The 22,181-nt window shown below is 62.4% G+C and carries 24 protein-coding genes and 1 pseudogene; 6 read left to right on the plus strand and 19 right to left on the minus strand.

All coding sequences use genetic code 11. The annotated features are described in order from the left end of the window. Positions 1–4 precede the first annotated feature (4 nt). The 4 genes from SKA58_RS17500 to SKA58_RS20400 all read right to left on the minus strand — a co-directional run bounded on the left by SKA58_RS17500 (position 5) and on the right by SKA58_RS20400 (position 4,204). Positions 5–754: an SDR family NAD(P)-dependent oxidoreductase gene (locus SKA58_RS17500; RefSeq protein ID WP_009823825.1), complete on the minus strand. Its 750-nt coding sequence runs from the start codon at positions 752–754 to the stop codon at positions 5–7. A gap of 112 nt (positions 755–866) precedes the next feature. Continuing rightward, complete coding sequence (locus tag SKA58_RS17505; RefSeq protein ID WP_232209484.1) at positions 867–2,042, minus strand: hypothetical protein; 1,176 nt, start codon at positions 2,040–2,042, stop codon at positions 867–869. Beyond that, positions 2,029–3,180: a sulfotransferase family protein gene (locus tag SKA58_RS17510; RefSeq protein ID WP_009823827.1), complete on the minus strand. Its 1,152-nt coding sequence runs from the start codon at positions 3,178–3,180 to the stop codon at positions 2,029–2,031. The genes SKA58_RS17505 and SKA58_RS17510 overlap by 14 nt, the downstream gene beginning before the upstream one ends. 130 nt (positions 3,181–3,310) lie before the next feature. After that, positions 3,311–4,204: a helix-turn-helix transcriptional regulator gene (locus SKA58_RS20400; protein WP_232209485.1), complete on the minus strand. Its 894-nt coding sequence runs from the start codon at positions 4,202–4,204 to the stop codon at positions 3,311–3,313. Positions 4,205–4,822: 618 nt separating this feature from the next. Between SKA58_RS20400 and SKA58_RS17525 the strand changes: the two are divergent. Further along, positions 4,823–6,022, plus strand: a pseudogene (locus SKA58_RS17525) (IS3 family transposase). A gap of 203 nt (positions 6,023–6,225) precedes the next feature. Next, on the plus strand, positions 6,226–6,387 hold the full coding sequence (locus SKA58_RS20130; protein ID WP_017183519.1) for a hypothetical protein: 162 nt from the start codon (positions 6,226–6,228) through the stop codon (positions 6,385–6,387). 130 nt (positions 6,388–6,517) lie between these two features. Here the strand turns inward: SKA58_RS20130 and SKA58_RS17530 are convergent, their stop codons facing one another. From SKA58_RS17530 to SKA58_RS17550, 5 genes are all read right to left on the minus strand, one after another. Further along, positions 6,518–6,886, minus strand: coding sequence for a lytic transglycosylase domain-containing protein (locus SKA58_RS17530; protein ID WP_232209486.1), 369 nt, complete (start codon positions 6,884–6,886; stop codon positions 6,518–6,520). 151 nt (positions 6,887–7,037) lie between these two features. Beyond that, on the minus strand, positions 7,038–9,983 hold the full coding sequence (mobF, locus tag SKA58_RS17535; RefSeq protein ID WP_009823831.1) for a MobF family relaxase: 2,946 nt from the start codon (positions 9,981–9,983) through the stop codon (positions 7,038–7,040). Beyond that, the gene (locus SKA58_RS17540; protein ID WP_009823832.1) at positions 9,980–11,986 is read right to left on the minus strand and encodes a type IV secretion system DNA-binding domain-containing protein; all 2,007 of its coding nucleotides are present in this window, start codon (positions 11,984–11,986) and stop codon (positions 9,980–9,982) included. The genes mobF and SKA58_RS17540 overlap by 4 nt, the downstream gene beginning before the upstream one ends. After that, the gene (locus SKA58_RS17545; RefSeq protein WP_009823833.1) at positions 11,983–12,285 is read right to left on the minus strand and encodes a hypothetical protein; all 303 of its coding nucleotides are present in this window, start codon (positions 12,283–12,285) and stop codon (positions 11,983–11,985) included. Before SKA58_RS17545 ends, SKA58_RS17540 begins: the two co-directional genes overlap by 4 nt. 422 nt (positions 12,286–12,707) lie before the next feature. Continuing rightward, a complete protein-coding gene (locus tag SKA58_RS17550; RefSeq protein ID WP_009823834.1) occupies positions 12,708–12,938 on the minus strand; it encodes a hypothetical protein in 231 nt (76 codons plus the stop codon). A gap of 382 nt (positions 12,939–13,320) precedes the next feature. Between SKA58_RS17550 and SKA58_RS19610 the strand changes: the two genes are divergently transcribed. Then, on the plus strand, positions 13,321–13,650 hold the full coding sequence (locus SKA58_RS19610; RefSeq protein WP_083784934.1) for a hypothetical protein: 330 nt from the start codon (positions 13,321–13,323) through the stop codon (positions 13,648–13,650). A gap of 151 nt (positions 13,651–13,801) precedes the next feature. On the opposite strand, the gene SKA58_RS17560 is transcribed toward SKA58_RS19610, so the two are convergent. From SKA58_RS17560 to SKA58_RS17585, 6 genes are all read right to left on the minus strand, one after another. Further along, positions 13,802–14,740, minus strand: coding sequence for a DUF2493 domain-containing protein (locus SKA58_RS17560; protein WP_371388888.1), 939 nt, complete (start codon positions 14,738–14,740; stop codon positions 13,802–13,804). A 414-nt stretch (positions 14,741–15,154) separates the two neighbouring features. Next, the gene (locus SKA58_RS17565; RefSeq protein ID WP_037543859.1) at positions 15,155–15,370 is read right to left on the minus strand and encodes a DUF6117 family protein; all 216 of its coding nucleotides are present in this window, start codon (positions 15,368–15,370) and stop codon (positions 15,155–15,157) included. Then, the gene (locus SKA58_RS17570) at positions 15,342–16,394 is read right to left on the minus strand and encodes a DUF2493 domain-containing protein (RefSeq protein WP_009823838.1); all 1,053 of its coding nucleotides are present in this window, start codon (positions 16,392–16,394) and stop codon (positions 15,342–15,344) included. The genes SKA58_RS17565 and SKA58_RS17570 overlap by 29 nt, the downstream gene beginning before the upstream one ends. Positions 16,395–16,489: 95 nt before the next feature. Continuing rightward, the gene (locus tag SKA58_RS17575; RefSeq protein ID WP_037544061.1) at positions 16,490–16,951 is read right to left on the minus strand and encodes a DUF736 domain-containing protein; all 462 of its coding nucleotides are present in this window, start codon (positions 16,949–16,951) and stop codon (positions 16,490–16,492) included. A 323-nt stretch (positions 16,952–17,274) separates the two neighbouring features. After that, positions 17,275–17,487 carry a hypothetical protein gene (locus SKA58_RS17580; RefSeq protein ID WP_009823840.1) on the minus strand — a complete coding sequence of 71 codons (213 nt, stop codon included), beginning with the start codon at positions 17,485–17,487 and terminating at the stop codon, positions 17,275–17,277. Positions 17,488–17,608: 121 nt separating this feature from the next. Next, entirely contained in the window at positions 17,609–18,772 is a 1,164-nt protein-coding gene (locus tag SKA58_RS17585; RefSeq protein WP_009823841.1) for a winged helix-turn-helix domain-containing protein, read from the minus strand. A 101-nt stretch (positions 18,773–18,873) separates the two neighbouring features. Here SKA58_RS17585 and SKA58_RS17590 point away from each other — a divergent pair, with 101 nt between their 5' ends. From SKA58_RS17590 to SKA58_RS17600, 3 genes are all read left to right on the plus strand, one after another. Continuing rightward, positions 18,874–19,281, plus strand: a complete 408-nt coding sequence (locus SKA58_RS17590; protein WP_037543861.1) for an HIRAN domain-containing protein — start codon at positions 18,874–18,876, stop codon at positions 19,279–19,281. Positions 19,282–19,372: 91 nt separating this feature from the next. After that, on the plus strand, positions 19,373–19,648 hold the full coding sequence (locus SKA58_RS17595; protein ID WP_009823844.1) for an HU family DNA-binding protein: 276 nt from the start codon (positions 19,373–19,375) through the stop codon (positions 19,646–19,648). Positions 19,649–19,804: 156 nt separating this feature from the next. Further along, a complete protein-coding gene (locus SKA58_RS17600) occupies positions 19,805–20,158 on the plus strand; it encodes a DUF4186 domain-containing protein (RefSeq protein ID WP_009823845.1) in 354 nt (117 codons plus the stop codon). Between the two features lie 173 nt (positions 20,159–20,331). Here the strand turns inward: SKA58_RS17600 and SKA58_RS17605 are convergent, their stop codons facing one another. From SKA58_RS17605 to SKA58_RS17620, 4 genes are read right to left on the minus strand one after another with little or no spacing between them, the layout of a single operon-like run. Beyond that, on the minus strand, positions 20,332–20,643 hold the full coding sequence (locus SKA58_RS17605; protein ID WP_009823846.1) for a type II toxin-antitoxin system RelE/ParE family toxin: 312 nt from the start codon (positions 20,641–20,643) through the stop codon (positions 20,332–20,334). After that, on the minus strand, positions 20,640–20,894 hold the full coding sequence (locus SKA58_RS17610; protein ID WP_009823847.1) for an antitoxin: 255 nt from the start codon (positions 20,892–20,894) through the stop codon (positions 20,640–20,642). The genes SKA58_RS17605 and SKA58_RS17610 overlap by 4 nt, the downstream gene beginning before the upstream one ends. Positions 20,895–20,954: 60 nt before the next feature. Beyond that, the gene (locus tag SKA58_RS17615; RefSeq protein WP_009823848.1) at positions 20,955–21,797 is read right to left on the minus strand and encodes a hypothetical protein; all 843 of its coding nucleotides are present in this window, start codon (positions 21,795–21,797) and stop codon (positions 20,955–20,957) included. Between the two features lie 21 nt (positions 21,798–21,818). Further along, positions 21,819–22,043 carry a hypothetical protein gene (locus tag SKA58_RS17620; protein ID WP_232209487.1) on the minus strand — a complete coding sequence of 75 codons (225 nt, stop codon included), beginning with the start codon at positions 22,041–22,043 and terminating at the stop codon, positions 21,819–21,821. Positions 22,044–22,181 lie beyond the last annotated feature (138 nt).

Below are 22,181 nucleotides of genomic sequence, written 5' to 3' on the forward strand. Positions count from 1 at the left end.
CTGCCTAACCTGCGGTAATGCCGCCGTCGACCGCCCAGCAGGCGCCATGCACATGACGCGCCCGATCGGAAGCCAGGAACAGAAGCGGCTCGGCCACATCCTCGGGCGGACAGGGCGGCCGCATGCCGGTGTAGCGCGCGAGGAGCCGGGGATCGGCGAAATCGGGGAAGGACATGCCCTGTGTCATTTCCGTCCGCATCGGGCCAGGCGAGAGGATGTTGATCCGCACGGGACTGTCCATCATCTCCATCGCGAGCGACAACGTCAAACCGACCAGTCCGAATTTGGAGGCGGTATACGGCGCCAGATAGGCCTGCCCCATGAAACCGGCGGTGGAGGCCACGCAGATGATATTCCCGCCGCTCTCGATCAGGTGCGGCATGGCCGCCTGCATGAGAAAGAAGGGGCCGGACAGGTTGGAGGCAATGGTCCGGTTCCATTCCTCCTCCTTGATGTCCGCCAATCGGTGAAACATGACATCGGCGGCGATATTGCACAGCACATCCAGCCGGCCGAATGCCGTCATCGCCCCTTCGATAGCCTCCCTACAGCCATGCGGCTCGCCAAGATGGCAAGCCAGCTCGACACACCGGCCACCCGCGTCGCGGATCAACCGCCCGGTCTCTTCCAGCTTGGCTCGGCTGCGCCCGACAAGGCACAGTGCCGCGCCTTCCCGCGCGAAGGCGAGGCTCGCCGCGCGGCCCAGGCCCGACCCGGCGCCGGTGACCAGTACGACCTTGCCTGCAAAGTCCATCCGCATATCCTCTTCCAAAACGGGCCGTCGGCGGGGTTAGAATGCCACGCTGATGCCTGCCATAAGGGTGATTACGGCGTGGCCAACCTTTCCCCGGATGGGGTTGATCCCCTCACCAGCGCCGTCGCCATTGCGCGCCGCGCCGACGGTTACGGATCATCTCATCCCGCTGCTCCGGCGTGACAAGCGGCGTGTCGGCAGGAAGATGCGAACGGAGTTCCGCAGCCGGCACGATCCTGAGCGTCGGCTCCGGCCCGGAACTCGCGCCGGTCCAGCGCAGCATCAGCGATCCTTCATTGCGTCCGGCCGGATCAAGCCAGTTGGGCACGCCCGGATCGTCCAGTGCGATGACGGCCCGGAAGCGGCCGTCGCCGTCCAGACGCGCCTGCGCCGCGTTGAGGCTGCTCTGATGGTTCATCCAATCGATCGTGTTCCACAGCGGATCGTTGAGCTGGACGTTCCAGTAACGCACCTGATCGGGCACCGCCGTGTCGATGATCATCGCCTCCCCCGGCTCCAACCGGAAGATGCCCTGATAATAATGCTGCCCGGCCACGCCGCCGCGACCGGCCCAGTCATCATATTCCAGCCTGTTGACGAAGCCCTGCGCCCGCTGCCGTTGGCCATAACTCAGGGCGAATGCGGCATAGCGTTCGACGAACGCTGACAGGCTATCGAGCCGATGGACGATCTCGGCTGCGGGCACCGGACCGCCGCCCACGCGCCGGTCGACCCGTTCGATCGCGATGCGTAGATCGCGCCCCACGCCCCAGTCATAATAGGCATGGCGCAAGCCGATCGTGACCGCGCGCGGGTCTAGCGGAAACCAGTCGCCCGCATGATCCGGCCGCTCCCCGCCCAACACGATGTCGAACGCCCCGTCCGGTCCCAATGTGCAGGCATCCAGATCGATCATGCCCACCGAAGGCCCGAGATCCTCCATCGGTCCCAGACCGCCCGCGACCAGATCAAGGAACACGAAAACCCCGTCCCCCCGCGTGCCCGACAGCCTGTAGACGCCGCTGCCGTCGATCCGCGCCGCGCCATAGATGAAATCGGGATTGACCCCGACCGTGTTGAGGATGCTGCTGACCGAGGGTACGAAATCGGGATGATCGGGATCGGCGAAGGCCGTCTGATAGCCGGTGGCGAGGATAGCGAACAACAGGCGGTGCGCCTCGGCCCGGGCCTGTGGATCATCGGGATCGGCCAGCCTGTCCAGCATGCCTTCCGCCCCCACCATCCGCTCCAGCCAGGCGCGCCACTGGGACGTTTCAGAGATAGGCATGGTAGGTCTCGATATATTCGGCGAACCTGTCGCTCACCTGTTCGGCGGTCAGACCGTAATCGGCCAGACTATAGCTGCGCGGCCCATGCTTGCCCGCCGGATTCTCCCGCAGCCAGCCCAGCATGCCCTTTTCCGACTCCGGCGTGAAATCCCAGCCAAAATGGTCATAGGCGGCCCGGATGGTCGAGACCGGGTCGGCGACGAGGTCCTTGTATCGCATGTCGTAAATCGGCAGGTCCGGATGCGCCCTGCGGTAATCCATGCAGAACTTCACCCCATCCCACCAGAGTTGCAGGAACTCGGCGCCCAGCGCATGCAGATCGAGTTGGTCGTAGGACGGCCCACGAATGACGCTGATCAGTTGGGAGATCGAGGCGATGACGGTGGTCGGGTCGCGATGGGGCTGAATGAAGATCGCATCGGGATAGACGCTACGCAGCGCGGGGAGCTTATACATATGCTCCTGAATCTTGAGCACCCAATGCCTGCCGGGATGCCGCCAACCCAGATGCTGAAGCCACATCTTGTGGACCTCGTAGCGAAAAGTCGCGTCGATGCCCTTGAACCAGTCGTAGAAGCGCGGGAGATGCTGGAACATGCACGGATTGCTGCTCTGAAAGGAGGTCGTCATGAACGATCCGCATTCCTGCGGGATTTTGGCGCCCAGCGGATGGGCTTTGAGCAATTCGTCGGCATCACCGCCCAATTGCGCGCGCAAATGTTCGTCGAACCGGGAGATGCGCGGGTCCGTGTCGGCGGTTGCCGCTTCGGGAGGGGGCGATGGTTCGGCCACTTCCCACATCAGCGGCGTGCGGATCTGCGGGTCGCCTTCCATCAGGGCGTGCAGGAAACTGGTGCCGCACCGGGGGAGGCCGAGGATGAAAAGCGGCTGCCTGATTTCGACATCGGCAATGTCAGGATAGCGCGATCGGTCGTCGGCGATCGCCTTCAGCCGGGACAAGTCATCGGCAATGATATGCAGCGCACGCGCATGGCCATTGGCGTTAAGTGCCCGGTCTTCCGCCATTGAGGCAAGCAGTTGCTCCAGCCCTGGCCGCACATTGTCGCGTAAATAATCGGGCAGCGGATATTGCGCCAACAGTGCATCCGCGTCCGGAAATCCAAATGTCATTGCCATCCTCTCTCAAACCGGTCTGACGACCATTTTGGGCAGGATGACTGGTCCGGACACCGATGAAAAGCCCAGGTGTCATCGATGTCGCCTATCGGAAACAGATGTCGAAAATTGCGGCTACATCAGTGGAAGCTCAGTGGATCAAAAGCCGGTCACGGAACTGCCGCGGCGAACACCCTTCTATCTGGCGGAACGCCACACTGAAGCTTGCCGTATTGGCAAAACCACAGCGATAGGCGATCTCCTTGACCAGAAGCGATCGGTCCATCAGTAGGTCCTTCGCCAGAGCGAGCATATGACGGCGACAAAAGGCCGCGGGACTTTCGCCCGTCGCGGTGCGGAACAGGCGTTCATAATGACGGACGCTGATGCCGCGTTCCGCCGCCAACTGCCCGATCTCGACCCTGCCGGGCTGCTCCCGGATATGTGCAGCAAGGCCAGCCAGATAGCGCTGGTCGAACGTCCGGCGACTGGTGAACTCTGGTTGGCTTTCTGGACCGAATTGCTGCACCATTTCGGCTGCGAGGCCGACGCTGATCGAATCCAGAATGAGTTGCGAACACAGCCCCGGCGCCACCAGTTCCTGCTGGGCCCTTAGAAGCAGTGCTCTGACATGGGGATTGCGCATGTCTATGGTGTCGCGCAATTGTTGATTGGAAAGTTCCATGGGCAACCCAGTGATCGCGGGAATATCTATTCTGCAAAATAGCGATCTTTGCTCGCGTTCCTGCCAATGCATTTGGAACGGACACGCGGCGGGATAAAAGCGTACCTCGCCCTGCTCGCAAAAGTCGCGAGCAGATGCCAGATATCTGCCCATAGACGGGAAGCGGGTCAATTCGAAATAGCTGCAGGGCGGCGTGAAGACGATCTCGTTTCGTTCTCGCCAGAAAAACCGCCGGACTTCAAAGCGCGCACCAACTGTAGCCCTCGCCGCTTCGAGAGACGTTTCGAATTCCTGCGGGAATATGAAGTCCAGGCTTGTACCCTCAGGATGACGGTCAGAATCATAATGTCTTGTAAGCATATCAGCTGTTGCTCCCCCTCACTTTCTCCCAGCCGATCGCGAGAATAATATATCGATCATATCGAGAGAAGCTAATTTATTAGTGTCCGATTCAGAAGTTCTTCAATTCGAGCAATATCTTGCGGTTCGGCGCGTGATCATCGGATTGAAGCGATGAAGGGCCAGCGGTGGGTGAGGTGACGGACCTTTCCCAGTCGTTTAACCAAACCTGCGTCAAGAATAATTTTGGTTGCGTTTTTGCGATCTACGATTGCGACATCGTAGGGTTGGTGCGTCAGTGATCGATTAGCTGCTTCATGACTATTGGCTCACTGAAACGAAATCGACATCTGCGTCATGCTGGTCACGGCAATAGGACTGAGCGAAAGCTAAGTCAGCAATTCTTGGCACAAGCCTTGAAATGTTAGTTTCCAGTGATAGTCGGCTGCCTAACGCGCAAAAAAACTGAGTGAATACCAAGTGAATAGCGAAAAGGGACCCAGTGAAACGAGACCTCCTGCTCATGGATGTCCAGCGGTACACACTGAGTCAAAAGCTCGGCCGCTGCCAGCGGCCTGATCTGCCCCCCGCTGAGTGGCCCAGAGACTATGATAGTCTGGACCGTGAAGGGGACATTGAATGCCGAGCAAGAAGCACAAGCCAGAAGAGATCATCGGCAAGCTGCGTGAGGTTGAGATTGTGCTGGCGCAGGGAGCCTCGACTGCCGAGGCGTGCCGGCGGATCGCGGTCAGCGAGCAGACCTATTATCGGTGGCGCAAGGAGTATGGCGGCCTGAAGACCGATCAGGCGCGGCGGATGAAGGATCTGGAGAAGGAGAACCAGCGGCTGCGCCGGGCGATCTCGGACCTGACGCTAGACAAGCTGATCCTGCAGGAGGCTGCACGGGGAAACTTCTGAGCCCCGCGCGGCGGCGGCGCTGCATCGATCAGGTGCGACGGGATCTGCCAGTCCGTGTATCCGAGCGACGGATATGCCGGGTGCTGGGTCAGCATCGATCGACGCAGCGCAAGATACCGCGCGGGGCGGATGACGAACAGGCACTGACCGAGGACATCATTGCATTGGCGAAGCAATATGGTCGTTACGGCTACCGCCGGGTTACAGCGTTGCTGTGCCATGCGGGGTGGACGGTGAACCATAAGCGGGTCGAGCGGATATGGCGGCGTGAAGGACTGAAAGTCCCGCAGCGCCAGCCAAAGCGCGGGCGTCTATGGCTCAATGACGGATCGTGCATCCGGCTGCGGCCCGAGTATCCGGGGCACGTGTGGGCCTACGACTTCGTCGAGGGGCGCACGCATGACGGCCGCAAGTTCCGCATCCTGACGATCATCGACGAGGCCAGCAGGGAATGTCTGGCGCTCATCGTCGCACGGAAGCTCAAACACGAGGATGTTCTGGCGGCCCTGGCCTACCTGTTCATCTCGCGTGGGCCGCCAGCGCATATACGATCCGATAATGGTAGCGAGTTTATCGCGACCGCCGTCCAGAAGTGGCTGGGGCAGATAGGCGTGAAGACCCTCTACATCGCGCCGGGATCACCATGGGAAAATGGCTATAACGAAAGGTTGGGCTTCGCCCGGCCTGCGGCTCAACGGGTCGCTTCGCGACGAACTGCTCAATGGCGAGATCTTCTACAGCCTCGCCGAGGCCAGGGTGCTGATCGAGGCATGGCGGCGGCATTACAACACCGTTCGGCCCCATAGCAGCCTGGGCTACCGGCCGCCGGCACCGGAAACGGCGACACCGCCATATCCGGCCTCCGGTTCCGCTTCGCTCCACCTCCGTCCGGATATGGCGGCGATGAGCTTAATGAACTAACAAACCAATCGGTCCACTCGGTGGGGGCAGATCAGGCCGATCCATACGAAAAGGTGTGCAGATCGGTGAAATGACTGTGCCTGTACGACCCACGCCTTTCCAAAAGCGCCAAAGCACCCCAGCAGCCCCTTCGGAACTAGCAAGCTTTGCTCCATTGCACAGCCGTCGCTCCACCGTCATAGGTTTCGCGGATGAACGAAAAAATGAACGCTACGATCTTAAGAGTTATCGAGCGCACGCCGCAATGGCTGCGTCACGATCTGGGATCCAGGGATGCAGCCGCTCGCGGTCGCGCCGAGGAAACATTGGCGGCGATGATCAGCGACGCGCTTGCCAACGGAACCGCCGCGAATCAGGAGGAATAAGCGGGACACCTCCTTGTCTCATGGGGGCCGCGTACCGTTGAGATTACCGCGCCTGCCTCTCCGCCAAGGCACGGCCTCACATTGCGACATTCAGCCTCCGTTCCCAAGGAGGCTCTCCCCAGGAGGCAAATCAGGGAACTGGCCGCGCCAGCGTGACGGCCCGCCTCCCGAACACATCGGTCCCAAACCGCCTTTGCAGATGAACCGCAACCAACGCTGCATACCTGCGTTGGCGAATGCCGTTTGGGCTGTGATAGATGCCCACCGCCTTCCAATAATTGCCGCTCATCTTGAGTGCGTCGAGAAAGATCCAGCGCGCCACCTCGGCGTTGAAACAGGGATCAAATTGCAGCCAGCGCCGGATGTCGCCCTCGCGACGTGACAGCAACGCGGCGATCCTTGGCACCCACCAGCTGTTGATCTGAAGGGCCCCCAGGTCATGGCTTCCATCCTTGTTGAGGATTTCGGCGCCGATCCAGCCGGCTTCCTGATCGCGCAATCCCCAGAGCGTCTTTTCAAGCCATAGCTGCCCACGCGCCGCTTGTCGGATGCAGCGTGCGACCTCAGGTTCTGGGGGCCGTGCCGCTGACGCCGGCTCGCACCATGACAACAGCATCAGGAGAAGCGGGACCAAACAGGCGCGGCGCCGATCAGCGATCCAGGCCACGGCCACCCCCCTGTCCCCGATCGCCTGCTCGCTGCTCGACCGCGTGGACGGCGTCGGCTCTTTCGCTCTCTCTGCCTTTCAAAAAGGATTGCAGATGGCGGTCTAACGCCTCGAACGCCTTTTGCGCTCTATCGGCTAGGCGATCGGCCACACCCCGTTCCCTGGAGCCTTGGGCGCGAAGCTGCCGTTCAAGCTGGCGGTCAGCCCGCAAACGCCTTTCCCGTTCCTGGTCTTCCTTGAGCTGCTGGAGATGGCGCATATGACGAGTGGCGAGGCGATCACGATGGTCCCGCTCCAGGCGTCCGAGCCCTTCGAGGCCCGACGTCTTCTCTCCCGATCGCAGTTCAAGCTTCTCGACCAGTTTCTCGGGATCCTGGGTCCATAGCTTTACGCCGTATCGGGCGCGGGTGATCGCGGTGTAAAAATTCTGCCCGTTCACCAGCGGCGACCCGACCGGCGCCAGCACATAAACCCGGTCATAGGTCTTGGACTGCGCCGAATAGACGGTTTCGCTATAGCCATGATCCCATGTCTTGTGCTTCGACAGATCGACCGTCTGCACCCGCTTGCCGCGATCCCAACGGATCGTCGCCAGGCTGCCCTCGATCTTCTCGACCGTCCCCCGCTCCGCATTTTTGAGCTTGAGCTCTCTTGAGGCGAGGCGCCACTGGATGCGATCGCCTTCGCTCAGGTCCCTTTGCTCGTCTACGAACACATTGACCTGCGAGGATTTGGCCATGCGGGGATCCCAGAGATGAGTGCGTCCCTGCTCGTCCACCAATCGGACGCGTTGCCGCCCCTGCGCGTCCCGCACCACCCCGACAACGCGATATTCGGCATCCCGCTCGAGGCCCGCCCCTGTCTGATTGCGGCTGAAGGTCACCACCTGGCCGCCCGAATAGAAGCGCGCCAGCCGCTTCTCCTGGCCGCTATGTCCGCCCGGTGTCAGGACCGACAAACGGGTCTCCTCGGCCGCGACGACGCCTTCGCGCTGGAGGACCTCCCGGATCTTGCTGTTGACGATGAGGCGGGACGCATTGTCGAGAACGAGAATATTGGTCGCAGCGCGGCTCCTGGGGCTGAGCCGTGTCCACTCCGCGACCACGCCCTTGGCAAGCGTGGCGGCATCCTCGCCGCTCACCACCTTATCGAGCCGACCGATTGAGGCGGCATAATTTTCTGCCCGAGCATGCGCGACAGCTTCCTGCATTGCCTCTGTTTGCTGCCTCCGCGACTCGGTAAGCTCAGCAGTCTGCATTCCCAATTTCTGCATGAGCCAGAAGGCCTTTCCCTGCTCGATTGCGCCCGTTTGCTTGTTGTCACCAAGGAGAATGACGCGCGCGCCCGTGGCCCGGCTGATTTCCAGGACCCGCAAGGCCTGGCGGTTTCCGAGCTGCCCTGCCTCATCGAGCACCAGCACATGGTTGCCGCTGATCCCATAACCGCCGCCGGCCAGAAGGCTCGCCACGGTGCGCGACTCAATCTGCGCCTTCTCGCCCAGTTCCGCCGCCGCGGCGGATGTGGGCGCCAGGGCGATGAGGGTGGTGCCCGGCAGCGCAGCGTCCTTGAGCGAACGGACAAGCGTCGATTTGCCCGCTCCCGCAACGCCGTGAAGACCCGTAACCCGGTCCCTCGATGTCGCCATGTCCACCAGCGCCCGTTCCTGCTCCGGGGAAAGCCCCGCCTGTTCGAGCACAGGAAGCAGACGATCGGCGCTCGCCACAGGCCGACCATCCCCAACGGCAAGGGCAAGATGCATGGCAAGCGACTGCTCCAGACGCACCGTCCGGCGGCTCGTCCGGCCCCGCGTCAGTATCTCGTCCCCTGTTTGCCCGCGGGTCGCGAGGAGCTTGCGCCTTTCCTCATGGGCCTCGATCAGAGGCCGGAGATCCTGAAATCGAACCTCCCCGACATGGGACGCCAGCCCAGTGGTAAAAAGTCGGTCAAGCGCGTTGACCGCCTCCTTTCCCTCAGACTGCCTGATCCCGAACAAGGCGGCACGCGCGGCATCGACCCGGTCGACCGGGACAGCATGTTCGCCCACCTGTTCGGCGCCTCCCCGCACGGCTTCGAGCGGCTTTTCGTGAGGGCCCAGACGTCCACGCCATTGGATGAGCAGTTCGTCGATCCCGATCTTCACCTTCGCGCCACGGGTGGCATAGAAGGATTGCCGACGCGCCGCCTGCCCGGAAAGGCCATGCTGCTGGGCATGTTCGTTGATCTGTTGGGCTCGCTGCGACATTTCCTCAATGAGGGCCTTGGGAACGCCCCTGATTTCGAAAAGACCCCGGCGCGGATCGAAGTCGATCTCATAGCCGAGCTCGCGCAGACCATGGGCGAGTTCATTGCGATAGATCTGCCCGCTGGTCATCTGCACGGCATACATGGCCCGGGTCTCAAGGCTCGCCATGGGATCGCCCTCTTGCCCACTGGTCATGTTGAGGACGACGACATGGGTGTGGAGATGGGGATCGAGTTCGCGGCTGGCATGTTCGGTGAACCGTGCCCAGAGCAGCCGGCCGGTCGTCTCATGAACGATCTTGCCCTCGTCCCGTTTCCTCCGCTGGGCATGCTCCTCAAGATAGGCGAGCGTCACATCGACCGCTCGTTCATGGAGCTGGACGATCCGCTCGTCGCCCATGGCCAGCGCCATCATCGAAACGGACTTGGGCGCGCTGATCGCGAAGTCCCAGCCGGGATGATGCTCGATGCCCTCGGCGCGATGGCGGCCGAGCTGCTGGCCCGCGACCTTGCCGGCCAACAGGGACCGAAAGGTTTCAGGATCGACATCGCCCGAAAGGTCGAGTTCGCCCGCCAGGCTGCCGCCCCAGGAGGAATGCTCGGCCTCGCCCTTCGTATAATAATCCCCGATGGCATAATAGCGGGCGATATTGCCCGGTGAGCCCTTCAGGCGGCGCGGATGCATCATGCCGGCCTCGCATCGTTGCGGTCACCCGATGCGCGGCCATGCTGCCGGAGGCGAAAGCCGCTCGCCCGTCCCAGCAGCTTGGGAAGACCCCTGTCCGCGTTTCCAATGTCACCCTCCGCAGGACCGGATGATGGACCTTGCGGGCTGACCTCGTCCTGCGCGGGCGAGCGACTATCGTCCACTTCAAGAGGGAGTTCGGGGGCTTCCATTTTCTTCGGTCGACGCCGCTTGGGTGGCGATCCAGAAGGCTTGGAGGCGGACTCCCCTTCAGCTTCCGGGTCCAGTCGAACGGGCGGCACCAGCCGCTCGACAAACGCGGCCTGCGGGCTCGGCAAAACATTGTAGCGATCGGTGAAGCGCACCACGGGGAGGTTCCGGCCGAACCGGAGGAAACCCGCGAGATTAGGAAGGTTGGTGACCTCGGTATGCATCACCAGCGGACGGGTCACCTGCGTTCGGGAAAGATTGACCCCATCCCGCATGTCGTTGACGCCATAGGACATGCCCTCATTGGCTTCGACCTGTTCGACCTGACCGAGATTTTCCGAAACATGCTTGGCGGTGGGGGTGTCGTTGGCGCGCAGTGCCACCCAGGTCGAGCAATAGCCGGTGATCGCCGCGGCATCCTGAATGCCATAGGTCGCCTCAAGCTGCGGATAGGACTGGAACCCCAATATGCCGCAGCCACCATATTTGCGCGCGCGGGCAAGGAAATCGCTCAAGGACGGCAGTTTCTGGAGGGTGGGTAGCTCATCAATGACACAGTAGAGCCGCCGCTTGCGGTCTGGCGGCAGGCTCATGATGGCGCTGATCGCGATATCGAGCCAGACGGTCACAAGGGGACGCAGGGAAGGTAGCTGGTCCGCCTTCACGGTAATGAAGAGCCAGCTGTCATCTTCCTCGTTCGCGACCCAGTCCCGGATCGAGAAGCCGTCGGCGGTATCGTCGAGATAGGAAAAGCTGCGCATCACCGATGCCAGCTCCGCGCGAATACCGGCCGACGTCCGATCCCCTTCCATCGAGATGAACGCGGCGGCATCCGTCCCCTCGGCAAAGCTCGCCAGCGTCTTCAGGGGGGTGCGCAGCACAGTCTCCAGCAACACCGAGATGAGCGTCCGCTCATGCCGGGCAAGCTTACGGAGGACCGCGACCAGGGTGCCCCGCGCCGCCTTTGCCCAGAAGGGATCGCCGCCCTTTTCGGGAATCGTCGACTCCGCGATCTGGTCATAATGATAATCGCGCGGGACATCGACCCATGGCGACCAGCAGTCGGCGCGCGCGTCGAGAGGGTTCAGCAGAATGTCGTGATTGGGTCGGTAGAATTTCTCGACGAAGGTGCCGGCCGTATCATAGACGATCGCCCTCTTCCCCTGCTTGCGCATGCCATCCAGCATCTTGACGATGATGTTGGTCTTGCCGGTTCCGGGCGCACCGCAGATGAGGATATGCTCGGGCTCGAAGGCATCGGGAACGGGAACGCCGCCGATCGCAAAGCTTCCATTTCGGCTGCGCCACAACAGCCGCCGCAACTGCCGGGCCGTGCCGAAACGGGCGCCGCGCAGGAACTGGTTGGAGCCGAGACCCCTCCCCGTGCGGGTAAAATAGAACCAGGCCCAGGCGAGCATCAGCAGGGCAAAGGCGCCTGCCAGCGCCGCGCCATAAACCAGATGATGCTCCATTGCCTGAAGGGTCTTCTTGGCGATGCGGGAGCCGAGCAAAGCATCCGACGTCGTCCAATATTGCCGACCCGATGGGGTTCGAAAAAGCACCGGCGCGCCGCCGGGCACGTCGCTCTTGAGCGTCGCTTCGACGATCTTGACCGCGACGAAGCGCTGATAGTCGGTAGAGTTCTCCAGTACATACCAGATGGTGCCACCGACCCAGACGGCGATTCCCGCCAGCAGGGTCTGGAAGAAGACCTGCGTGGTCATGCGGACATTATGGACGATGGCCTGCCCGCCCCTCGTCCAGGAACCCAGCGTGTCGTTTCGGAAGATGCTCATGAGCGCACCTCCTCGGGATCGAGAAGGCCCCGCTCCAGGAGCAGGGCGCGCGCATCTTCCATCCCCTTCTGGAGGATATCGGGCCGGCGCGTGCCGACCGATGCGGCGAGGATAGCGAAGACCTGGATGAGGGTCGCCTGCACCTCATCGAAGCGGCCATGATAGCCCGCCGCGTCCATGCCTTCATAGCGATTGAGGATATCCCGGACATAGTCGGGAACGGTCGCGCCGGCCGCCTGAGCGCCGACGACAAGACGCCCGAAGAGCGCGTCCTTGAACCTGATGGTAATTCTGGGCAAGCGCCGAACTCCTGTTCGTCGCCTGGCCAATCGTGATGAAGCACGGCCCTTATAATCGAATTTCAGCCTGTTCTCAATTGATTACATGCAAGCAGAGCGGCAGCCAAACGGTGCCAAGGCAGAACAAGGACTTAGCCGCGCGCCCACGCCAAACGGCAGCCAAAGCGTGCCGGGCGGCGTCAATCAGTGCCATCAGGCGACGACGCGTATTCGCCCCGAAAATCCCGCAAATGCTGGCGATTCGCGCCCGCAGCACCCGTGCGTACGGTGCATTACAAAACGGCCTCGTGCCGTGCGTCCTGCCTTCGCTGCGGCTTGCCGCTGCGCCAGCCTCGACCGGGTACGGGCGTGGCTTCCCCGCAAGGGGATTTTCTACCCGGCCGCAAACGCCGCGACCAGAAAAAAGAGGGGGGCAAGCCCCCTCAGAGCGGTATCCAGCTCTCGCGTTCGACCAAGGTCTCGAGACGGTTCTCGAGCTCCCACAGTTCCGTGTATATTTCGAAGCTATACTCCCATCGGTCCCATTCCCGTTCCTGCAGCGTCATCGCGCTCCAATCGATCATCTCGGCATACATGTCGCGTCTGGCGAGGATCATTTCGAGATGCGAGCAGCGGCGCTCCAGTTCCTGGATGGTCATGTCGACGATGTTCATCTTGCGGCTCCTTCTTGCAATGAAGGCGCTCGCGGGTGGGCGAAGCAGAGAGGGTCAAGGATCGCGCAGCGACCGCGCAGCGGGCGACGGGGGTGCCGATTTTGTCGACGCCCAAGCGCAGCGCCGGGATCGGCAAAATTGGGGGTACCGTCGATCCTTGAGGCTCTCTGCTTCGTCCGCCATGTTGGGACTCATAAGAGAGAGTTTCCATATCGCGGCAGCAGCCTTCGGGCGCCCTCGATGGGCGCCAGGAGGCTTCTTAGGACCGGGCCTCCAAGCGCTGCGCTACGACATAGAAGCGATCATGCCCCTTGCCTTCCCAGCGTCTTTCGTCGATCATCCTGCCTGGCGGGCAGACCTTCCGAATAGTGAAGGATGACGCATGCCCAAGATGAACGAGCGTGAACGCCTTGCCGATCTCGAAGCAAGGGAGCGCAAACTCGCGCAAGAAGTTCTGGATGCCCGCCGCGCTCTGCGCGGCAGATATGCTACAATGATCGAAGATATCGCCGTCGAGCAACTGAGCGAGCGCGCCTTTCGCGATATTTTGGGTCACGCGATTCGCATCGGCGGCGACCGGGCAATGGAAGCCTTGCGTGCGATCGACGCGGTTGAACCCGGCAATAAACCCACCGCCAAACCAACCCGAAGGGTTGTCCCGGCAGCGAGCACGGCGGAGCCGCGCGCAGCTGGCCAGGGTCAGCCTGGCTGACCCTGCATCGTTGCGCGACGGGCGCGAACGGAGGGCGCTTGCGACCGCCGTCCGGGTCCCTGAGCGCGACGACCTTTCCCCCACTCGACAAAAAAAAAGAGGCGGCAGAGCCGCGCGCTCCACCGCCTCTTTTTCCTTTGCGCGACCTCTCCTATCGGGTTGCGCGATTTTGGTGCTGATCTGCGAGGGCGAAGAAATGCGCCGGAACCCCGAGCCTGCGCACCTCGCGCGCAAGATGGCTCTGCAGCCCCGACCCCTGACACACCACCGCCTCTACCGGACGGAGCCGGAGCAGCTGTTCATTGCGCGCGAACCCCGCCCGATTTCCGAGTTTCCGGTCGAGGCTGAAGGGAATGAGGTGACAGCCGCTGCGCGCCGCCCAGGCCGCCGCGATGGCATCGCACCCCTTATCCTGCCCTGTTGTCGCGAGAACCATCGTGGGCACCCGCACCTTGATGCTATCGAGCGCTGCATAGAGAAGCCGGTGATCCTCCCAGACCTGTCCGCCGGAGAAGATCACGACCGGCCCCTTGGGCGCGCGCGCATCAATATGCCGCTTGCGTCGCGCCGCCAGGAAGTCGGTCGCCGCCAGCACCGATGCCGTCCGCTTGGAGGAGACCAGCGAAGCGCGCGGGGCTGACCAGGGCCGTCCGGTTTCGGCATGATAGGTCGCGGCGGCATAGTCCCGCATGCACGCCAGCGCGTCCTGGGTCTCGTCGAGTGACTGGCAGAGCATCTGTGCCTCTTCCAGTTCGACGCTGCCAATCTCGCTCCCGTCATTCTGTTCGATGAGCCGACGGACGGCCATCGCCGCCTTGTCCGCTTCCCCCTCAATCTGGCCGGCGACCTTGTGAAAGCTGTGCACGATCCCCCATGCGATCCGGTCCGCCATGGCCTCCAGCCGGGTATCGCGCAGGGCGTCGAACAGGGTCGTGACCAGCAATTCGGTGGCGCGGGCGACCAGTTCGGCGTCGGGCATCGGCGCGCTCGTCACGTCGTCCCCGGGCGTGATGCGGTAGCCGTCAATCGTTTCGATAAAGGCGTTGGCGAAGCGATCCAGCGCAGCGTCGCGGTCGGTCATGTCAGTCATCGGAACCTCCTTCATTCGCTCTTCAAGAGGTTTCCTCTTCGACACGGGCTCGCCTCGGCGGGGTCAAGGATCGTGGCGCAGCCACGACCGCGAAGCGGCGATGGGGGTCACGATTTTTTCTTGCGCGCGAGAAGGTGGCACGGGCGTACCGACGCCCGCCCGCGAGAAAAAATGGTGGGGCCCCGTCGTCCTTGAGGCCGCCGGGGTTTCCCGTGTAAACTTATCCCGCTTGTTGAGAGAAGAAGAGAGGCAGCCTCCATGGGGGCTCGATGCCCCATGGAGGCTGGGTCCAGGCGCGGCGCTCGCCCAACAGGCTCGTAACGGGCGGGATGCCCTCTCCCATTGGATAAAAAAAGGGACCGACAGCTGGGGTGCTGCCGATCCCTGGAGGATATTTGTTTCGCGCCTGGCCCATCAGATCGGCGGGACATAGGCGTCATAAGGATCGCCTTCGGCCAGATGACCGAAGGGGGTCATCACATACTCGGGACCATCCCGGCCGACGGCACAGATGACGAAACGCGGTTCACCCGTTTGCGCATCCTGACATTCCATGAGGGCGAGATTGCCGTCCCCCGCCGCGCGCAGGAGGGTCTGGAAATTAGTGCGCAGATAGTCGGGAATAGCCATGTGCCGCCTCCCCTCGATTGCTCGCCTGACCGCGTTCCCGCGCCAGCACGGGGGTGTCGACAGCTTGGTCCGCCCGGTGGAAGGCGTGGATTGGCACGGCAGCCTCCCGCAGCAACTGGTAGAGGTTCGCCTGCACGCCCGATCCTTCGCAAAGCAGCGCCTCGACGGGGTTCAGTTCGAGAATTTTCCGGTTCCGTTTGAAAGCCGTTTTCCGCCCCGAGCCATACAGGCCGTAGACCACGACCGGGACGCCTATCTCCGTTCGCGCCGCCCAGGCCGCCGCAATCTGGTCAACGCCCCGCCTTTGTCCGGTGGTGATGAGGGTCATGTGCGGAATCCGCGCCTTGATGAGGTCAAGACGATCCCAGATGAGTTTCCAGTCGTGCCAGTCGGCAGGTCCAGTCACGACGACGATCGGTCCCTGCGGCATATGCTTCTCGCGCGTGGCGAGGGTGCGTGCGCGCAGGAAATCGAGCGCCGCGATCTGGCTCGCGCTTGATGCGGTCGACGCCCTGGTGCCGCGCGCGGGCGACCATGGCCATCCCGACAGGGCACGATACATTTCGGCGGCATAGTCGCGCATGCACTCGATCGCATGGCGCTGTTCCGCGACGGACTGGCAGAGAAGTTGCTTTTCCTCCAGAGAGGTCGTGTACACCTCGCTGACGTCGGGCTGACGGGCCAGGTCACCCATCTCCTCGGCAAGCCGGTCCTCCTGCCGTTCGAGCTTCCCGGCGACGAAGTGGAAGCTGTTGACGATGCCCCAGGCAATTTCCGGGGCGAGCGTCTCGAGCCGGGTATCGCAGAACAGGTCGAAGATGGCGGCGACAATCCCGCCGCATTCCGCCTGCGCGGCGATGGGTTCGGGCATCTCAAATTCGGCCGGTTCCTCGCCCGGCGAGAAAATCGAGAGACCAAGCGGGTCGCCGAACGCTGCCTGGAATTCAGGGGTGGCGGTCATCTGGGCATAGAGGGTCGGCAGATCGGCAAAGCGATCGATGCTGCTGCGCGGGGCACTGGCCATGGCACGGTCCTTTCACGGTTGAGAGAGGGAAACTGGACGCAAAAAAGGCCGGGAAAGCGGATGCTCTCCCGGCCCATATTGGCTTCGCTGGATTCTCAGTATGGAACCTCGTCGTCGAGATCATTCCTGCCCATCAGCGAACCATCGGCGCCGGCGGTGCTGTCGCCAAAGCCGCCGGACATCCCGCCGCCACTCATTTCGCGACGCGGGCTGCGCTGGCTGCCGCCGAAGTCGTCGCGGTTTTCCCGCCGGCGCCAGGCGACCCGATAGCCTTCCTGATCCGAACCGAACAGGGCGATCGGCAGCGGTTCGGGGAGGCTCGGATCGTCCAGCGAACCCTGGAGGAAGCTCTCCCCGCTCACATTGGCGGTCGCTTCCCAAAGGGCGCCGATCTGGACCCAGCGCCCGCCCACATTGCGCGCGACGACTTCGAAGACGGGCGCACGCTCATTGGTGCTCTGGACGGGACGCAATCCCAACTTCGGCAAGTCCAGCAGACGGGTCGCGATATGTCCTTCCAGGCGGCCGTTCACGGGCTTGATTTCACCGATATTCATGACTTCAACTCCTTGGATGATGCCGCTCTCGACCATTCGAAAGCGACACCCTCCAAAATCCTCCTCCCCTCTGGTCCCTTCCCGCGCCCCCTCGCGCTGCCCGCGCATGAGGGCACGCCTTCACCGACGCCGCGCCCACCCGCCTCCGCGCCAGCGCGCGGAACGGGTGACCGACGGATCGACCGTTGGCGCAAGATCTGAAGTCGAAGTCGCGGCGCCATGCGCCGCAAAGGCGGGCGATTGCCTGTGTCGCGTTTTCAAAAGGCGAACCATTCAGGAACCGAGCCAGGCAACGTTACCCCGGGAGAGGAATAGGCCGCCTGTCAGTCCGGTCTGCCGGTGAGGGCGATATGCGCCGAGCGCATATAGTGATGAAGCTCAACGCCGCCCGGCATCAGGTCGTCCGCCAGCGCCTTCATGTCGGTGAGGTCCGAGCCGGCCTTGAACGGTCCGTCGTCCTGGCTCTCGATCGTGAGAATGCCGATGCACAGCGCCTTCTTGACCAGGTGCAGATCGCGTCCTTGAAATTCAGCCATGAAGCACTTCTCCGCCCCACCCGCGTGGCACTTCATAAACCTTTCCAGCCAGCCTTTCGACGCCTTTCACGCGGGCACGAACGATCCGCGCCGGTCCGAAAATTGCTCAGAACTTGCGGGGTCAGATCGTCGGCAACACCGGCTCCAGCTTGAGCCACTGCGCGAGATGTCGCAGTTCCGCGTCCAGCGCATCGCGCGTGTCCGCCGGGGCCTTCGGTTCCAGATGGACGGACTGCACCAGCAGTCGTCCGGTTTTTCTGTCGGCTTTGAGGTCGGTCCGGGCTACGATCCGGTCACCAAGCAGGAAGGGGAGATCATAATAGCCGTGGGACCGCTTGTGCGCCGGGGTGTAGATGCCGATCCGATAATGGAAATCGAACAGTTTTTCGGTCCGGGATCGCTCCCGGATCAGGGGATCGAAGGGCGAGAGGAGCGCCCGCGCAGCTATCCGGCGTGGTGCCTGGGCATCGCGATGCAGGAACACCGCCTGCGAGATACCGTCCACCAACACAGGAATGAGCGTTCCTTCGTCCTTCAGATCCTGGATGGCATCGCGGGCCTCATCGGGCTTCAACCGAAAATAGTCCCGCAGGTCACCGGCGGTGGCGATGCCGAGCGCGCGGGCGGATCGCTCGATGAGCGCCCGCTGGGCGTCGCGAGGCTCCGGTGTCGGGACGGCCAGGATGTCGGGCGGAATGACCCGCTCGGTCAGATCATAGACGCGCTCGAAGCTGCCGCGGCGGGTCGCCGTGGTGATGTGTCCAGCCCAGAAGAGCCATTCGAGCATCTGCTTGGCTTCGCCCCATTCCCACCATCCCGATCGATTGCACGAACCCTCAAAGTCGGAAGCTGCCAGTGGACCGTCGCTCCTGAACCGGGCGAGCAGCGCTTCGGCTTCAATCCGACGTTCGCCGGCAAACAGGCGCAGGCCCTTCCATCCCGCCTCCCCCCGATCGGCGCGCGCCATCCGCCAGCGAAGCAACGGGTGATAGTCCATCGGTAGAAGCGAAGCTTCATGCGCCCAATATTCAAACAGCCGACGGTCGCGGCCTTTGCCCCAGGCGGCCTGGTCAAGCCAGCCTGGATCATAATCGCCCAGACGCGAATAGGCCGGCATATAGTGGGCCCGCGCCAAAACATTGACGCTGTCGTTCTGGTGGAGCCCAAGGCGTTCGGTCGTCCGCCGCAAATGCGCCTTACCGACGCTCGCGGGCCGGGATCGGCCGAAACCCTGGGCGGCAAGGGCAATGCGCCGGGCCTCGCGAAGCGATATGCTGTTCGTCATGTCGCCCGTTGCTAGACCAACGAAGGAGACAATGACATCAGCGATCGGCAAGCTATCACCGGTGCTTGGCGGGAGGAGATCATCGACCTATCGAAGCTCGCATGAGTCGTCCCGACATGAACCTCGCCGTCGTTGGCGCCATCCATGAGAATAAGGACCGCAGCAATCGGCTGTTCGAGATCAGGCTCTGTGTGCCGGGCGAAGCTGTCGATCTCATACCCGAGCCAAAGAACCCGTTCGATCCGTCAGCCATCGCGGTCTGGAGCATGCGCGGCGTTCAGATCAGCTATCTGTCGGCCGAGCGCTGCGGCTGGATCGGGTCGCGCATGGCCCAGGGCGAGGAGATTCGCGCTATCTTCCAGGAAGCGACCAAAGGCGGCGCCATCATCCGCATCAGCTTCTCAGGGATTGATCCGGTCCTGCCCCCTGCGCGCCCGCGCGAACTACAGCCGTGTCCCCATGATGATGAGAGCGGCTTCTACCCAGACTATATCCCGCCTGACGATTAGCGCGCTGGCTGCAGGAATAACCATGAAAATGGTTGTTCCAGCGCTTTTTCCGCCGCTATTGCGGGCGCCTCACTTCTGAGAGGGATATCCAATGAACAATAGCGATCTGGCTGAAGCACTGGCCGCCGAGCATGACGTCACCAAGGCCGATGCCCGCAAGCTGGTCGACGCAGTCTTCGCGAATATCGCCGACGCAGCAGCGAAGGGCGAAGAGATTTCGCTGAACGGGTTCGGCAAGTTCAAAGTCAAGGATCAGCCCGCCCGCGAAGGCCGCAATCCCTCGACCAGCGCAACGATCCAGATCGCCGCGTCGAAGAAGCTCGCCTTCACGCCCGCCAAGGCGGTCAAGGATCAATTGAACGGCTGATCGATCCGGCGCTCCGCGCGTGAAGCGCGGGGCGCCTCCTCGACCAGCGCGCCTTCGCCACCGCCAACGGCACCATGCCCAGCGCCAGCAAGAAATAGCAGCCCACGGCATCGAGAATCGATGCAACGTCGTGGAGGCTGCCTATATGCCATCGGCATGGACGACTTCACCCCGCTCTTCGCCCGCCTTGGCCGATCGGCATTTCGCTCACGTTTTCGGCTGAATGCGAATGAACAGACCTATCTGGCCGAGCGGGGCCTCGATACGATTCTGGCGCATGGGGAAGAGTTCATCGCCCAGCGGCTGGCGCCCGCGCTGCCGCTCAATGACGGCAAACAGACACCGATGCGCGGGCATCCGGTCTTTGTCGCCCAGCATGCGACGGCGACCTGCTGCCGAACCTGCCTCTCCAAATGGCATGGAATCGCTGCCGGTCAGAGGCTCAGTGCCCAGCACCAGCGCTATATCGTGGCGGTCATCAGGCGCTGGCTGAGCGATCGCCATACGTGACAGAAAAATGGCCCAATCATCGCGGGGATGATCGGGCCAGGAAGAAGTCTCGTCAGCCAGAGCCACGAGCCTTCGGGTCGCAGACTCGCTGTATGTCCCCGCTCTGGCCCTGTCATACCCTGTTGGGGTGATCACATTGGCAGACCGTCGCGCGATCTCCGCCTCGCAGCCGCCTAAGTCAGCCTGTTTTCCAACTGCACCATCAAATCCATGCGCTCATGGAAGATGGCGACGATGAGCGCCGGTTCATCTCCCCTGGGCAAGCAAAAGACATAATGATGTTCGCAATGGGACATGCGAAGCCCCGGATGAAGATCGCTCATATCCCTGGACGCGGCCTGGCCCATCGCAAGACGTACGATGCCGCGTTCCAGCTTGGTCATATAGGAGCGCACCTGCGTGTCGCCCCACTGCTTTTTTGTGTACCGGACGATGGCGCGCAAATCGTCCGCAGCTGCCACGGTCAGGACATAGGGGGCGGTCAAGCGTGGCTAGCCTTTCCGAGTTCCTCGTCAACAATCGAACCGAAATCCTTGTCGGAAATGCCGCCCGCCAACCCTTGCGCGATCCGCTCGCCCAGAAGCGCCTTGAGCGCCTGCCAGGGTTCATCATCGCCCGCATCGACAGGGAAGAGGCGCTCGATCGCATATTGCTTGATCGTTTTGCCCTGCAACGCCGCCAGAGCCTTCAGGCTCTGATGCTGCTGCTCGGTAATGTCTATCGTCAGGCGACTCATGGGAACCTCGCAATTTTCACCACAAACCCACGTTAGCACAAATGTGGGTTTGTGGTTACCTCACTCTCTGAGGTTGGTCAGGCGCACCATATAATGCGGCGCAGATCCTTGGTCGGAGCCGAGATGGGTTCGGCAGGCATCGAGGATCCGCTCCCAGATGGGTGCAGGTATATCCGAGTCGCTTCCTTCGCCGCTGAGGCTCGGATCGACCATGACGATCACATCCGACCATTCATCCGGCTCGCCGCCGCGATGCCATGTGAATTTGGGCTGGGCATTGCCGAGCCAGTCCATGAACGCGGGATCGCGGAAATATTCCGGCGCATTGATGAGCAGGCTCCGGCCGACCAGCGGCCGATCCGCTGGATCGGGCGCAGGCAGAGCTGCGGGTAAACCTGTCCTGCTGATCGGGCGCTCCAGCGCCACCCTCAGGGCCTCGCCGGTGGACTGGATATCGATCCGGTCAGCAAAGATGACGCAGCGGCCGCCGCCAAATTCACCCGGCCGCGCCCGCGGACAGGTGACCGCCCATTCAAAGCAGACTGGCGCCTTCGCGAGCGAGGCCTGACAGCATCGCCGGACAAGCTCGGCGATGGGCCAGGGCTGGAAATCGACCGTGCCAGAAATCATGGGGGTCGAGACGGTCGGCTCCTCGAAACTGTTCCCTCCGGTGAGAACAGCCCCCAGGATCGGAAATTTCGCATCGTCGAATATGGCGAGGAAACCGCACCATGGGTCACTGCTCTGCGTCGGCGGGAAGGCAGCCAGCAATTCGCCGCTCGGTGCGGGCGGTTCCAGTTCACAGTTCAGATCTTCGGCCGCGTTGAACGCTTCCTCCAGCAACGCCATTTCGGCGTTGGTGCAGCAGAAGGTGAAGCAGGCGGAAAAATAGGTCTCAGCCATGGCGTCTACCTTTCTTGAGGGTCAGAAATGGGAGGGAGCGGCCGCTGCGCCGATGAGATAGCGCAGCTTCGCCCATGCGGCATCCTCGCCCGCCCGGACGCCCCGGTTGAGGCCGCGGGCATAGAGGCGGAAGGCGATCGCGGCCATTCCGGGCGACGCCTCGGCCGGGATGAACTCAAGGAAATTCTCCGCGTCATCGCGCAGCTCCAGCATGCCGGTGTGCCCGGCGATGCGCGTGAGGGCCACGCGAGCGGAGGAATTGAGCTGCATGAGGCGTGCATTGAAGCGCTCGACGAGCGGATCGTCGGGAATGGTTGTTGATTTCCACTGAGAAGTGACCCGGGTAGGGCGTAAATTTCCACTGAGAATTGACCCATGTTGAAC

The organism is Sphingomonas sp. SKA58 (assembly GCF_000153545.1).
Lineage (GTDB): Bacteria > Pseudomonadota > Alphaproteobacteria > Sphingomonadales > Sphingomonadaceae > Sphingobium > Sphingobium soli.